The sequence below is a fragment of the Actinomadura sp. CNU-125 genome (genome assembly GCF_001942465.1).
Classification (GTDB): Bacteria; Actinomycetota; Actinomycetes; order Streptosporangiales; family Streptosporangiaceae; genus Spirillospora.
The window spans coordinates 1-13,868 of sequence record NZ_MKJY01000578.1 but is presented as its reverse complement, the minus strand read 5'-3'; the positions used below and the strand labels follow the sequence as shown (position 1 = coordinate 13,868).

At 73.9% G+C, this 13,868-nt stretch carries 11 protein-coding genes and 3 pseudogenes; 4 read left to right on the top strand and 10 right to left on the bottom strand.

The annotated features are described in order from the left end of the window. Positions 1-120 precede the first annotated feature (120 nt). The 9 genes and pseudogenes from BJF79_RS64565 to BJF79_RS45045 form a co-directional block, all read right to left on the bottom strand. A pseudogene (locus BJF79_RS64565) lies at positions 121-692 on the bottom strand (glycosyltransferase family 2 protein); the annotation flags it as partial. Then, positions 689-1,267 carry a glycosyltransferase family 4 protein gene (locus BJF79_RS45085; RefSeq protein ID WP_262403520.1) on the bottom strand — a complete coding sequence of 193 codons (579 nt, stop codon included), beginning with the start codon at positions 1,265-1,267 and terminating at the stop codon, positions 689-691. The gene BJF79_RS45085 and the pseudogene BJF79_RS64565, both read right to left, overlap by 4 nt. A gap of 417 nt (positions 1,268-1,684) precedes the next feature. Further along, on the bottom strand, positions 1,685-1,936 hold the full coding sequence (locus BJF79_RS45080; protein ID WP_075906783.1) for a hypothetical protein: 252 nt from the start codon (positions 1,934-1,936) through the stop codon (positions 1,685-1,687). After that, on the bottom strand, positions 1,933-3,186 hold the full coding sequence (locus tag BJF79_RS57650) for a hypothetical protein (RefSeq protein ID WP_075906781.1): 1,254 nt from the start codon (positions 3,184-3,186) through the stop codon (positions 1,933-1,935). The genes BJF79_RS45080 and BJF79_RS57650 overlap by 4 nt, the downstream gene beginning before the upstream one ends. A 43-nt stretch (positions 3,187-3,229) precedes the next feature. Continuing rightward, entirely contained in the window at positions 3,230-3,925 is a 696-nt protein-coding gene (locus BJF79_RS45070) for an NTP transferase domain-containing protein (protein ID WP_075906779.1), read from the bottom strand. A 193-nt stretch (positions 3,926-4,118) separates the two neighbouring features. Further along, a pseudogene (locus tag BJF79_RS45060) lies at positions 4,119-4,556 on the bottom strand (HAD family hydrolase); the annotation flags it as partial. Next, positions 4,553-5,722, bottom strand: a complete 1,170-nt coding sequence (locus BJF79_RS45055; RefSeq protein ID WP_075906775.1) for a 2-phospho-L-lactate transferase CofD family protein — start codon at positions 5,720-5,722, stop codon at positions 4,553-4,555. The pseudogene BJF79_RS45060 and the gene BJF79_RS45055, both read right to left, overlap by 4 nt. Further along, positions 5,719-6,489 (bottom strand): glycosyltransferase family 2 protein, encoded by a 771-nt coding sequence (locus BJF79_RS45050; protein ID WP_075906814.1) that lies wholly within the window; start codon positions 6,487-6,489, stop codon positions 5,719-5,721. Before BJF79_RS45050 ends, BJF79_RS45055 begins: the two co-directional genes overlap by 4 nt. An 83-nt stretch (positions 6,490-6,572) precedes the next feature. Then, positions 6,573-7,274 (bottom strand): hypothetical protein, encoded by a 702-nt coding sequence (locus BJF79_RS45045; RefSeq protein WP_075906773.1) that lies wholly within the window; start codon positions 7,272-7,274, stop codon positions 6,573-6,575. A 203-nt stretch (positions 7,275-7,477) separates the two neighbouring features. Here BJF79_RS45045 and BJF79_RS45040 point away from each other — a divergent pair, with 203 nt between their 5' ends. Next, positions 7,478-8,068 (top strand): PepSY domain-containing protein, encoded by a 591-nt coding sequence (locus BJF79_RS45040; RefSeq protein WP_083734724.1) that lies wholly within the window; start codon positions 7,478-7,480, stop codon positions 8,066-8,068. A gap of 30 nt (positions 8,069-8,098) precedes the next feature. Here BJF79_RS45040 and BJF79_RS67995 read toward each other — a convergent pair. Next, a pseudogene (locus BJF79_RS67995) lies at positions 8,099-9,162 on the bottom strand (RNA ligase (ATP)). Between the two features lie 112 nt (positions 9,163-9,274). Here BJF79_RS67995 and BJF79_RS45030 point away from each other — a divergent pair. The 3 genes from BJF79_RS45030 to BJF79_RS45020 form a co-directional block, all read left to right on the top strand. Further along, positions 9,275-10,081: an SAM-dependent methyltransferase gene (locus BJF79_RS45030; protein ID WP_075906769.1), complete on the top strand. Its 807-nt coding sequence runs from the start codon at positions 9,275-9,277 to the stop codon at positions 10,079-10,081. Between the two features lie 354 nt (positions 10,082-10,435). After that, a complete protein-coding gene (locus BJF79_RS45025) occupies positions 10,436-12,271 on the top strand; it encodes a hypothetical protein (RefSeq protein WP_262403515.1) in 1,836 nt (611 codons plus the stop codon). A 428-nt stretch (positions 12,272-12,699) separates the two neighbouring features. Next, on the top strand, positions 12,700-13,868 hold a 1,169-nt coding region (locus tag BJF79_RS45020; RefSeq protein ID WP_262403514.1), incomplete at its 3' end, for a YccS/YhfK family membrane protein.

The following is a 13,868-nucleotide window of genomic DNA, read 5'->3' as shown; positions in this document are numbered from 1 at the left end:
CCCGGCGCCGCGCCGGGCGGCGGCGACGGTGAGCGGGATCAGCGGGACGGCGCGCCGCCACTGCTCGGCGAGGACGGGACGCAGCCGGTGCCCGTCGTCGTGCCGTCCCCGGATCCGGTCGGTGAGGACGACCCGGCAGCGGCCCGCGAGGCGCCCGCCGTACTCGACGTCCTCGCAGTCGCGGAGCGTCTCGTCGAACCCGCCGACCGCGTCGAGGACGTCGCGGCGGATCGCGGCGAGCGCGAACACGACGCCGGTGACGTCCCCGAGGTGGCGGCGCCGCCAGTACGCGGCGTGCAGGATCCGGTACCACTCGACCGGCCCGTCGTCGATCAGCGGTTCCGGCTCGTAGACGCCCTGCACGCAGCCGACGTCCGGTTCGTCCCGCAGGACGCCGAGGGCGGCGGCGACCGCGTCCGGGTGCAGCGCGACGTCGGAGTCGAGGAAGAACACGACGTCGCCGCCGGACGCCGCGACGCCCGCGTCCGCGCCGCCGACACCCCGCGGTTCTCCGGCAGCCGGACGACGCGGCAGCCCAGCCCGGCGGCGATGTCGGCGGAGCCGTCGCGACTCGCGTCGTCCACGACGACGATCTCGTCGGGCGTCCGGGTCTGGGCGCGGACGGCGTCGAGGCAGAGCCGCAGCGTCTTCGCCGCGTTGTAGCAGGGGACGACGACGGAGACGGTGGTCACGCCCCCACCGCCGTCCGGTAGACGCGGGACGTCGCGGCGGCGGCGCGCTCCCAGCTCAGCCGTTCCCGGACCAGCCGCTCGCCGCGTTCGCCCAGCTCGCGCCGGACCGCCGGGTCGGTGAGGACGTCGATGACGGCGGCGGCGATCGCGTCCGGCCCGGTGCCGCCGATGCGGCGCACGGCGGGCCGCCCGGGGTCGTCGCCGGTGAAGATCCGGGAGAATCCGGCGCCGAGGATCGTCGGCCTGCCGAGCGCCATCGACTCCGTCGCGACCAGCCCGAACGGCTCGAACCGGGACGGGAACACGCACGCGTCCGCCATCGCGTAGTACGCGGCGAGCTCGTCGCCCGCGACGAACCCGGGCGTGCACACGCGCGCGCTCAGCCCGGCGCGCGCGGCGATCCGCCGCACCCCGAGCCGGTCGCCCTCCCCCGCCAGGACGACGCACACGTCCGGAACCGCCTCGACGATCTCCGGGAGCGCCTCCATCAGCTCGTACACGCCCTTCTGCCGTTCGAGGCGCCCGGCGAACAGCAGGACGGGCGCGTCCCGCCCGATGCCGAGCCGGGCGCGCAGCGCGGCGGCGCGGCGGTCCCGTTCGTCCGGGTCGAGGGCGGCGGCCCGCTCGAACGTGCCGCCGAGCGGGACGACGTCGAGCGGCGTCCGCGCGTCCCAGCGCGCCGCGCGCAGCCGGTCGCGGATCTCCGGGGTGGGGACGACGACGCGCTCGCGCGACCCGTCCGAGCCACCGCTCGACGGCCCCGAACCCGGTGCCGCGCGGCGCGTCCACGCCGTACTCGGTCGTGTGGACGTGCAGGACGACCGGCAGCCGCAGCGCGTAGTGGCAGAGCAGCCCGCACAGGAAGTTCGTCGTGTCGTGCACGGCGACCAGGTCGGGGCGTTCGCGGGCGCGCCGCAGCCGCAGGAAGTACCGCCAGTTGCTCGCGACGACGTTCGCGGTCAGCAGCGCGAAGTCGAGCCGCCGCGTGCGGTTCAGCGGGCGGCGGCGTCCGATCGCGCCGACGATCCGGGCGGGCGGCCGGTGCACGGTCGCGGCGCGTCCGGTTCGGCGGCGCCGTCCGGTTCGGCGGCGCCGTCCGGTTCGGCGGCACCGCGCCCGCCGTCCAGGGTGAACACCGCGAGCCGGTGCTCGCGGGCCAGATGCGGGACGATCAGTTCGATGTAGCGGCCGAGACCCGTCGTGACGTTCGGCGGGTACTGGTTGACCACGTGCGCGATCTTCATGGGACCTTCTCCGGTTCCGGGGCCGCCGGGACGTCCCGGCGGCGGTAGACGCGGCCCGCGACCGCGATGACGGCCACGACCGGGACCAGGTTTCCGGCCGCGAACCCGACCAGCCCGCCGTGCAGCCCCCACCGCGCGATGCAGGCGGCCTGCAGCACGAGCGCGGCGGGCGTCGCGGCGGCCAGGCACGCGATGAGGACGCGGGCGCCGCGCAGCCCGTCCATCGACAGCGCCACCGAGTACAGGTTGAACACCGCGTGCAGGCCGATGCCCGCCGCCGACAGCCCCATCAGGACCAGCGAGTACGGGTACGCGCCGCCCAGCAGCAGGAAGAACACGGTGCTGGCGGCGAACGCGACGGCCGCCGTCCCCGCCGCGACGAGCGGCGCCAGCCGCGCGAGCCGCCGCATCACCGCCGGCTTGTCGGCGACGGCGAGCGCGGGCAGCAGCGCCAGCCCGATCCCGTCGGTGAAGACCACGCCGAGCAGCCGTTTCGGAAAGCCGTTGTAGACGGAGTAGACGCCGACGTCCGCGCGGTCCGCCCAATGGTTCAGGAAGATGACGTCGAGGCCGAACAGGACGCCGGTCAGCGCGGCGATCACCGTCACGTACGCGCCGTGCCGGTACTGCGCGCGCGCCGCCGCCATCGACCACGCGCGCGGTTCGATCCGGACGGCGGCGAGCGCGGCCACCGCGAACACGACGTACGTCCCGGTCAGCGCCGCCACGTAGACGTCCGGGTCGGTGACCCCCGCGCCGAGCAGGCACCACGACGCGCCGCCCAGGTACGCGACGGCGATCGCGGCCTTCAGCCGCGCGACCAGCGCGTACCGGCGGCGCCCGCGCAGGAAGCTCTCGGTCAGGTGGTTCAGCGTCATCGCGAACGCCAGCACCAGCCCGGACGCCAGCGCGCCCGCGTCCACGCCGATCGGCGGCGCGACGACCGGGGCCGCGACGACGCCCGCGACCGTGCCGCCGCCGCCCACCACCAGCGTGGACACCAGCGCCGTCGCCATCATCGCCCGATGCCGCGCCGGATCGCTGCGCGGCAGCTCCTGCAGCATCACGTAGTGCAGGCTCATCTGCATGCCGACCGTGACGATCAGCGCGATCGACAGCACCACCGTGAAATGCCCGAACGCCGCCGCGCCGATCCCCCGCGCGATGACCAGCGTCGTCGCCGCCGACACCGCGCTCGCCGCCGTGCTCAGCGCGGTCGGCCCGGCGACCGGCACGCTCAGCCGCGGCACCGCGCGTATTCCCGCCGGACGAACTCCAGATCGTCCCGCGTGTTCACCCCGCGCGCCTCGACCGGGTCCGCGACGGGCACCACGGACACGTCCCGTCCGTCCACCCGCGACAGGTGCGCGAGGAACGGCAGGAAGTTGACCTCCCCGGTGACCGTGCCGCGCTCCGCGCCCGCGAGGTAGCGCGCCCACGCGGCCCGCAGACCGTCCGTGGCCAGGCAGAACGCGCCGACGTCGCCGAGCCCGCCGGGCCTGCACGCGTCGCCCTCCCGCGACTGCCGCACCCGCAGCAGGCGCGCCCGTCCAGCTCGTACTCGACGTACGGGTCCGGCATCGGGACGAGCGGGATCGTGAGGCCGCCCGCCCGGTGCGCCGCCACGACCCGCCGGACGGTCGCCGCCGACAGGTTCGCCTGGTCGCCCCACACGACGAGGACCGCCGCGTGCCCCGCCCAGTGCGGGTGCGCCCCGAAGATCGCGTCGCCCATCCCGGTCGGCGTCTCCTGCACGCTCACCGACACCGCGCCCGCGCCGATCTCCGCGGCCGCGCGGCGCCGGAACGGCTCCGCGCCGTCCGGCGACACGACCACGTGCACGTGCCCGACGTGCGGCGCGATACGGCGGTACAGCACGTCCCACACGGTGACGCCGGCGGCGACGTCCAGCAGGATCTTCGGCACCCCGAGCCCCAGCCGGGACCCGCGTCCCGCCGCCGGAACCACCGCGCAGACCTGGTCGTTCATCGGTTCTCCCCCAGCAGGTCGGCGATCGCGTCGAGGTCTCGCACCGGAACGGTGCCGGGTGCCGACTCGTCCGCATGCACGTGGAACGTCCGGATGCCCGCGCCGACGGCGGACGCCGCGCCGTGCGCCGAGTCCTCGCCCAGGCGACGGCGTCCGCCGGGGCGATCGCCCAGCGCTCGCACGCCGTCCGGTAGAACCCCGGGTCCGGCTTGCTCACCGACACGTCGTCGCCGGTCAGGACGCCGCGCAACCGCCCGTCCAGCCCGCACGCGGCCAGCACCCGCGCCACCGAACCCCGGCTCCCGCTCGTCACCAGGTACGCCGGACGGCCCAGCGCGTCCAGCCGGTCCAGCAGGCGGCGGGCGCCCGGGAACACCGCGACCTTCCCCGCCGCGACGTCGGCGCGGTAGATCTCCCGCTTCCGGCGGACGAACCGCGCCGCGTCCGCGCCCGCCAGCCCCAGCGCGGCCGCCGCCTCGGCGGTCCCCGCCCCCGCGAGCCGCGCGTAGTCGAACCCGACGAGCCGTCCGGGCGCGACCTCCGCGAGCGCCGTCCGGAACGCGGCCGCGTGCACCGGCCCCGAATCCACGAGCGTCCCGTCGAGATCGAGGAACCAGGCCCGGGCCGTCATCCGACACGCTCCAAGGGGACGTTCGTGCAGGCCAGGATGTCGGTCAGGAGGCCGACGGCGCGGGCGGCGTCGTGCGTCCGGGGGCGGGACGGGTCCTCCTCCAGGTCGGCGAGGAGGCGGCAGACGCCGTCCCGGCCGGGCATCTCGGGGACGTCCGCGCGGGCCTCCCCCGGACGGTGGCAGACGACGTGCGTCACCAGGCCGCGCTCGTTCAGCGGGTCGCCGAGGTACGACAGCGCGAGGTCGAGGTGGCCGGGGGCGCTCACGCCGCGCACGTCGTGGTCGTCCCGCAGGTTGACGAACAGCACCTTCGCGGCCGCGCGGCCGCCCGCGACGGCGTCCGGCACGCCCGGGGTCAGGTAGCTCGGCAGCAGCGACGAGTGCGGGGTGCCCGGCCCGTAGACGATGACGTCGGCGTCGCGGAGCGCGGCGAGGGCCTCGGGGTTCGGGGTGAGCGCGGCGCGGCGGCGGCGGAGGATCCACCGGACGCGGGCGGGCGGCAGCGTCTCCAGTTCGTCCCGCCCGGCGTCGGTGAGCGGCTCGCGCAGCAGGAACAGGCCGGTGATCGGGGACGGGTCCTGGGGCGCGACGATCTCGGCCTCGTCGGCGAGCACCCGGCCGCTCGCCTTGACCGCGACGAGGTGCGCGTTCTCCCCGCCGGTCACGTTGAGCAGCCGGGCCGGGGAGCCGTACGCGTCGGCGCAGGCGCGGACGGCGGCGTTGAAGTCGCCGCCGGACCGCAGGTAGGCGCCCGCGAGGACGAGGTTGCCGACGGAGCAGTCGGCGAGGTCGAACCCGCCGGGGTCGGCGTCGAGGCGGGCACGGAACGCGGCCAGGTCGCGTTCCGCCGCCTCGCGGACGCCGCCGGGCAGGGCGCCGGTGAGCCCGTCGAGGTCGCGGCGGGCGGTGCCGGGCGGGAGGCGGTGCTCCAGGAACGCGACGAGCGCGGCGCGGCCGTCGCCGTCGCGGCGCAGGAGGAGGTTCTTGCGGAAGTCGGACGGGCCCAGCATCCCCGGCAGGAACCGCCGCAGCGCCCCCGTGGACAGCCCGTTGTCGTAGCCGTTGACCAGCAGCGACAGCTCCACGCCCGGTGTCGCCAGCAGCCGCCGCGCGAGTCCCGCGGTGCCGCGGCCGCCGCCGAACATCGCGACCCGCAGGGCGGTCACCGCGCGTCCTCCGGGACGGCCGGGGCGCGCAGGACGCCGCGGCGCAGCAGCCAGTGCCGGTAGCCGAGGTATCCGACGAGCAGCGCGCGGTCGCGTGCGCCGCCCCAGAACCGCCAGCCGCGGGCCCCGCCGCCGCGTTCGCGGTGCTCGATCGGGATCTCCGCCCACGCGTGCCCCAGCTCGGCGATCCGCGCCGTGATCTCGGTCGAGCAGTTCATCCCGCCCGCCTCCAGCGGCAGCGACCGCAGCAGCGGCCCGTGCACCACCTTGAAGATCGAGTTGAAGTCGCGGTAGCGGGTGCGGTGCAGCAGGTTGCTCGCCGCGCCGCTCGCCGCCGACCCCCACCGGTACGGCAGGCTGTCCGCCTTGTGGACGCGGGCGCCCGAGAACGCCTTCCGTCCCGTCCCGAGACGCGGGACGAACCGGTCGAGGTTCGCGATCGGGAACTGTCCGTCGGAGTCGAGCAGGACGACCCATTCCATCCGGGTCCGCCCGATGGCCGCGGCGATCGCGGCTCCCGCGCCCCGGTTGCGGGCGAACCGGACGACGGCGAGCCGCGGGCAGTCGTCCTGCAGGTCCGCCAGGATCGCGGACGTCCCGTCGGTGCTGCCGTCGTCGCAGACCACGATCTCCCAGTCGGCGACGGCCGGGGATCGTTCCAGCCAGCGGCGCCATTCGGCGACCGCCGCGGCGATGTTCTCCGCCTCGTTGTAGGCGGGCGCCGCCACGGAGATCGTGACGGGTCCCGGTTCGTCGATGTCGTTCATGGACACGTGGCCTCCTCGCCACTGTCTGCGAAGCACGGTCTGCGAAGCACGGTCGTCGAAGCGCGGTCGTCGAAAGGCGTCCCTCAGGCCGGGCGGCCGGTGGTGCCGAGCAGGCGGCCGATCCAGCGGTCCAGCGGCAGCAGCGCGAACCCGACGACGATCGGGACGTGCGCGAGCGCGAACAGGACCGTCGCGCCGAAGGAAATGGGGCCGCCGGTGATGAGGTTGATGTGCGGCGCGTCGATCTCGTCCGGGATTCCGACCGGGTTGACGACGTACCACATGAGGTCCAGGAATCCGGAGAAGATGATGACGATGCCGCCGAAGATGATTTTCAGGCAGCGTCCGGAGGTGCCGCCGCCCATCCGGTACGCGACGGCGACCGTGAGCACCATTCCGGGATAAAGCAGCTGGTAGAGGTGGGTGTAGAACGAGTCGCCGTGGGCGCGTTCGCCGTCCAGGTAATAGAAACCGCTGATGCGCGGGACGATGTAGCCGGTGAAGACGACGAACGGCAGGTAGAGCGCCCAGTGCGGCAGCCGGGACGCCCACGGGAAGAGTGCGACGCCGACGCACGCGAACGCGAACACGAGCAGTTTCGCCGGCATTTCCCACGCCGCCTCGATCTCGCGTCCGTGCGGCAGCCAGAACCATACGACCGCCGCCCCGACCCCGCCGATGAGCAGGGAGATCCACCAGACGTGGGGCGCCCAGGAACGCGTCGTCCGAATTTCCGGGCCGTCCGGTCCGGTACGGGACGGCGGGGCGTCGTCTTGCACGGTCATTACGGCCCCTTCCGTGTCATGGGAGCGCTCCCACATTCCCGGTCCGCCCTCTCGGCGGGAGAATATGGGAGCGCTCCCATAGTCGGCGGCGGCCCCTTCCGTGTCAAGAATTCCTTTCCCGGTGGCCATTTCGGGCCAACCGGGAACCCTGCCTTTCGGCATTCGCTCGCGTACGGAGCGTGTCCACGGGTAGGACGGCGCCCATGAGAGGTATCGCGGCGGTGCTGGCCACGGCGCTCCTGCTGAGCGCCTGCGGCGACGGCGGCGGCGACGCCCCGGACGGCCCGGACGGCCGGAACGGCCGGGCCGCGTCGAGCCCCGCGTCCACCGCGGCGACCCTCACCGCACCGAACACGACGCGCGTGCCCGTCACCACGCCCGCCGACCGCGGCCTCGACCGGGCCGCGGCGACCGCACTGGAAGCCGTCCCGGGCACCGTGCTGACCTCCATCGAGACCGAGGGCGAAGGCTGGGAGGTCGAACTCGTCACCGCGGACGGCACCGAACGCGAAGTCCTCGTCGACGGCTCCGGCACCGAGGTCCTCCGGAACGATGCGAAACAGGAGGATCGGGACGACCGGGACGAGAATCTCGCGCGGATCCGGCACGCGAAGCTCGGCTACCGGGACGCCGCCGACACGATGCGGGCGGCCGTCCCCGGAGCGCGGATCACCGAGCTGAACCTCGACACCTACCGCGGCACGGTCGTCTGGGAAGGCGACGTGACCGGCCCCGACGGCGCCCCGCACTCCCTCGAAGTCGACGCCGCGACCGGTCACGTGCTGCGGCGCTGACCCCGGCGGCCGTCCGCCGCCGGGGTTCGGTCACTCGAACTCCGTGCCGCCCTTGCGGGTGAGGTAGCCGGGCGAGACGAACTTCGCGATCGCCCGTCCGCCGGTGACCGGGCTGCGGCGCTCGGCGGCGGGACGCACGACCAGGCCCTCGCGCAGGTGCTCGGCCCGGCCCGACACCGTCTCGCGCCCGTTCGCCAGCTCCAGCAGCTTCGCCTCGTCGTACCCGCCCTCGTACAGGACGGGCGCGGCGGGCAGCCCGACGTCGGCCAGCACTCCGGCGAGCTCCGCGGGGGCGAGCCAGCGCACCGCGCCGTCCTCGCCCGCCACCGCGACGTCGAACGCCGCGTACCCGGGCTCGGCGCGCCGTAGTGCAGGTCCTGCACGCGGCGGCCGTAGACCTCGCCGAACAGCCCGACGCGGTGGGCGCCGAACCGCTCGCCGATCTTCGCCGCCGCCTCGAACGCGCCGTGCGCCTCCAGCGTCCGCCAGTACAGGTTCTTGCCGTCCCGGACGAGCGAGAGCGACTTCCCGCCGAACCCCTTGGACGACACGAACGGCTCGCCGCCGACGAGCGTGAGCAGGCACGCCGTCCCGTGGATCTTCTCGGTCGCGACCACGGCCTCGCCCGGCTCGAAGATCGTCGGGTACCGCTTGACGTCTTCGATCTCGATCCACCGGATCAGATCGGGCGCCGACACCACCTCGCCCGCCATGTGCACCGGGACCGGCGGCACCCACTTGACGACGCCGAGCTCGGCGGCGAAGTCGCGGCCGTCCTCGTGGGCGGCGGCGAGGTCCGTCCCGGCGAGCGCGCGCGGCAGGCAGACGATGCCCTGGGACAGTTCGCCGCGCAGCCGGACGGCCTTGACGCGGTTCTTGTCCGAGCCGGCGAGTTTCCCGGTGAGCCCGAGTTCGCCGATCAGTTCGTCCGGGAGCAGCGAGCCCTCGGGGATATAGACGGCCCAGTCGCCGCTCTGATACACCCCCTTCTGCACGACCGCCCGATAGAGCCCGACCTGGGCGAGTTCGAGCGCGTCGGCGTTGTCGTGCGGAAGGATCGTCAGCCGCTCGGCCGTCACGCGCAGTGTCGACATGAACATTCCCCCTTCGGGATTTCCTTCGCGCAAGGGTCGCAACGGATATTCGCCCCGGACAACTCAATTAGCATGATCACCGAACGATCCACCGGCCGGCAGGGGATGCGGAATGAGCGCGGAACGGGCGCCCGCGGGCGTCGACACCACGGTGCCGAGCGTCGCACGGATGTACGACTACTACCTCGGCGGCAAGGACAACTTCGCCGTCGACCGGGAGGCCGCCGCGAAGGTCGTCGCGGCCAGCCGGGAGACCGGCACCGACATCCAGGTCGCGGCCCGCGACAACCGGGCCTTCCTCGGCCGGGCGGTCCGCACGCTCGCCGAATCGGGCGTCCGGCAGTTCCTCGACATCGGCGCGGGGCTGCCCACGCAGGAGAACGTCCACCAGGTCGCGGGGCGGGTCGCGCCCGATTCCCGGACCGTCTACGTCGACAACGACCCGATGGTCCTCGTGCACGCCCGCGCGCTGCTCGCGGGCGATTCGCGGACGACCGTCCTGGACGGCGACGTCCGCGACCCGGCGAGCATCCTGGACGATCCGGGGCTCGCCGTCCTCGATCTCGACGAGCCGGTCGCCGTCATCTTCTGCGCCATCCTGCAGTTCGTCCCCGACGACGGCGAGGCCGCCGCGATCCTGGGCGCCTTCCGCGACCGGCTCGCGCCCGGCAGCCACCTGGTGATCTCGCACCCGTTCTTCGGCGAACGGCCGGACGAGGCGTTCGACGAGATCGGCGAGGTGTACACGCGCAGTTCGTCGGGTTCGTTCACCCTCCGCACCCGCCCGTCCCTGCACCGGCTGCTCACCGGGACCGAACCGCTCGAACCGGGGCTCGTCCCGGTGCAGAGCTGGCGCGGCGACCGTGCGCCCGACTTCACCGTCCCGTCCTACCTGGGAGCCGTCGCCCGCATCACCTGACGCGAAAAACCGTTAGGCGCGGATACGCGAATATTGCAACCATTCCCGGGTGACTATCGCGATCGAACGGCTCGTCGTCCGGCACACGCACCGCGTACCCGTTCCGGACGGTCCGGCGGGCCCGGGCGGGGACGCGGCCGCGCGGCGGTTCGACACCGCCCTCATGTCGGCCGGGTTCAAACTGTCGGGCGAACTGCTCGGCGCGCTGTCCCGGCTGCCCGAAGACACCGTCGTCGACCTCGCCGCGCGGGTGCTGCCCGTGGTGCGCGAGATGGTCGGCGACCACGTCCGGCACAACGCCTACTTCCGCGACTTCCCCGACGGCGTGCCCGACACGCTCGACTTCTGGGTGTCGTGCCTGGTGGACGGGCTCGCGACCCGGACGCGAACGTCGAGATCGTCGGCGGGGCGCTCAACCTCCTGTCGCTGCCGAAGTACGGCAAGTACCTGCACTCCTACGAGGAGCTGCTGGCGGCGCACGACGAGCTGATCGCGGGCGACGACCGCACGACCGTCCTGCACGCCGGGGACGGCGTGGCCGCGGAGGGCGAGCGGCTGTTCGTGGCGCTCGCCGGGAGCGTCACCCCGCTGACCGACGAAGAACGCGACGTCCTGCGGACGCTCGCGCCGCACTGCACGACCGCCGTACCGGACGCGATCCCGGTGCGGGAGAACCGCGCGCTCGTCAACCAGGTGCGCGTGGCCGAGGGCGGCGACCTGCTGCTCGACACGGTCACCGACGTGCTGCGCCTCGCGTGCGCGCTGTCGCTCGGCGACGTCACGCTGGCCGAGCCGACCGAGTTCCTGCTGACCCGGCGCGAGCGCCGCGCGCTGCTCGCGGGCCTGGACGCGGTCGTGCGCGGCAACCCGGCGAAGCTCGGCGACGTGGCGACGCACCGCGAGCGGTGGAAGCGGCTCGGCGAGCGACTGCACCCGCACGAGTACCCGCGCTGGCCGCACGCGCAGGACGTCTTCGCGGTGGCGCGCGGCGAGAAGAAGGCACCGTCGTTCGCGGGCCGCATCGAGGCCCTCCTCGCCGCGGACGACGTCGCGGGCGCCGCCGACCTCGCCAAGAACGCGCCCGGGGTGCTGTTCCGGTCGCTGGACCGGCTGCTGCGCATCGACCCGGACGCCGCCGGCGCGGTGCTCGACGCCGCCGAGTCGGCCGCCGGTCAGGTGTCCGGACGGGTGCTGCTGTCCGTCCGCGAGCACCTGCTCAACCGGACGAAGCGGACGAAGGGCACGCGCGTCTTCGCGAACCGGACGGGCCGCGGCGTCGCCGTCGCCGACACCCGCCCGCCGCTCGCCCCGGACGCGTTCCGGCGGCTGAAGAACCTCCTCGAAGCCGAGGTCGGCTCCCGGCTGCCCGCACCCGCGCACCTCGTCGTCGACCCGGCCGTCCTCGACGTCGCGCTGCCCCTCAGCGGGAAGGCGACCGCGAGCGGCCTCGGCGTCCTGCCCCGCGGATCGCTCTCGCCGGTCGACGGGGAGCTCCTGCGCTTCTTCGTCTACTGGAAGCAGCGCGAACTCCGGACGGACTTCGACCTTTCCGCGCTCCTGCTCGACCGGAACTACGGCGACCCGCACTGGCTGTCGTACACCTCGCTGCGGGCCGTCGGCGGCGAACATTCCGGCGACATCACCGACGCGCCGGACGGTGCGTCCGAGTTCATCAACCTGTCGCTGGGAAAGGTCAAGGCGAAGTTCGTCATCCCGCAGGTCAACGTCTATTCGGGTGAAGGCTTCGACGAGGTCGAGGAGTCGTTCTTCGGATTCATGCTGCGCGACGAAGAACAGCGCGGCCGCCCGTTCGAACCGAAGACCGTCCGGACGAAGTCGGAACTGCGCGGCCCCGCCCGGATCGCGCTGCCGCTGGCGTTCGTCCGCGGCAAGGACGGCGACTGGCAGGCCAAGTGGATGCACCTGCACGTGCGGGGCCACATGCTGTTCAACGCCGTCGAGGGCAACCGGGTCACGACGGCCGAACTGACCCGCGCGGTCATCGAACGCCGCTACCTCACCGTCCGTCACCTGGTCGACCTCATGACGCCGGCCGAACTGACGATGCTGGACGGCGTCCCGGTGCCCGCCGGGCCCGTCACGTTCATCGGCCTCGCCCGTCCCGAAGGGCTCCACGAGGACTCGACCGTCTACACCCTGGAAAACCTGCGAGACCTGATCCCGGCCTGAATGTTAGAATCATCGTGGCGAGGCCATGAGAGGGCTTCCTTCTCAAACTTCTGCAAAAAGTAAACCCAGCCCTCTCGCCTTCCTCCCACCGAGGCCCCGAAGGCGCTTCCTTCTGAAAACGGCCGCACGAGGCCGTGCTTTCGTCCAGCGTCTTCACTCTCCTCACCGGAACGGGCGCCGCACCCGCGGCGCCCGTTCGGCGTATTAATCCGGTCCATGCTAATATTTTCTCGGCGAGGCCATGAGGAGACTTCCTTCTCACACCACTCTCTTTCCAGCCTCCTCGCTTTCCTCGCCACCCGAACCCCCGAAGGGCGCGGCCTCCCGGCCGCGCCCTTTCGCGTGCGGGCGGCGGGTAAGAGGCCGTCGACTGGATATCCAGGACAGAGGCGGTTCGGGGGAAGCCGCTGGGGAAGGCGGCACGCGGGATGACCGACCGGGACGACGGCGAACGGCGGCCGCCGGAGCCGCCCCCGGTCCGCGCGCCCGCGGTCCGGGCGGCGTTCGCCGTGCGGCGCGCCGGGGTGCCCGCCGGGTCGGCGGCCCGGGTGGGCCTCGCGATGGCCGTGCCGTCCCTCGTGGGAGCCCTCGCCGGACGTCCGGACCTCGGCATGGTCGCGTCGATGGGCGCGTTCGCGGGCCCGTACGCGCGGGGCGTCCCGTACGGGCGGCGGGCGGCGGCGCTCGCGGCCACGGTCGCGGCACTGGCGCTGGGGATGGTCGCCGGGACGCTCGCCGCCCCGCACGCGTGGGCGACGGTGCTCACGCTCGGCGCGTTCGCCGGGCTGAGCACCTACGCCGTCGGCGTCGTCACGACCCGCCCGCCCGGCGCGCTCCTGATCACGCTGGTCGCGGCGTCGGCGACCGGCCTCCCGCAGGACCCGGACGCGTGGGCGCTCCGCGGCGGCCTGGTGCTGGCCGGCGGCGCGTTCACCTGGCTCGTCATGATGTCGGGCTTCCTGCTACGGCCACGGCGTCCGGAGAACACGGCGGTCACCGCGGCATTCCGCGCCGTGGCGGACCTGGCGGACGCGATCGGGACGGACGGCATGGACCAGGCGCGGCACGACGCCGCGCGGGCGCTGGACGAGGCGGCCCGCCGCGTCGGCGACCGAGGCGGCACCCCGCACGTACGACGGCTGCGGTCGATGGTCCTGCGGCTCGGCGAACTGTTCGGCGCGATGATCGCCGCAGGCGCGCACCGTCCACCCCCGAAATCGGTCGGCGCGACGCTGCGCGAACTCGCCACCACCGTGGACGCCCCGAGCACCGCACCCGACCCCGGAACCAACGCCGCGCTCGATCCCGGCACAACCCCCGAAATCGGCGGCGCATACCAAGCCGGAACGGGCTCCGAGATCGGCGCGGGCTCCAGGGTCGGCGCGGAATCCGAGCCTGGCGCGCCCCCCGAGAGCGGCACGAAACCCGAGACCGACACCACCTCCGGGACCGGCACCACCTCCGGCAGCGGCACAACACCCGGGACCGACACCACCTCCGGGACTGGCGCGCCCTCCGAGCAGCGGCACAACACCCGGGACCGAGCCACCTCCGGGAGCGGGGCGGGACCCGAGACCGGCGCGGTCCCCGGGAGGGG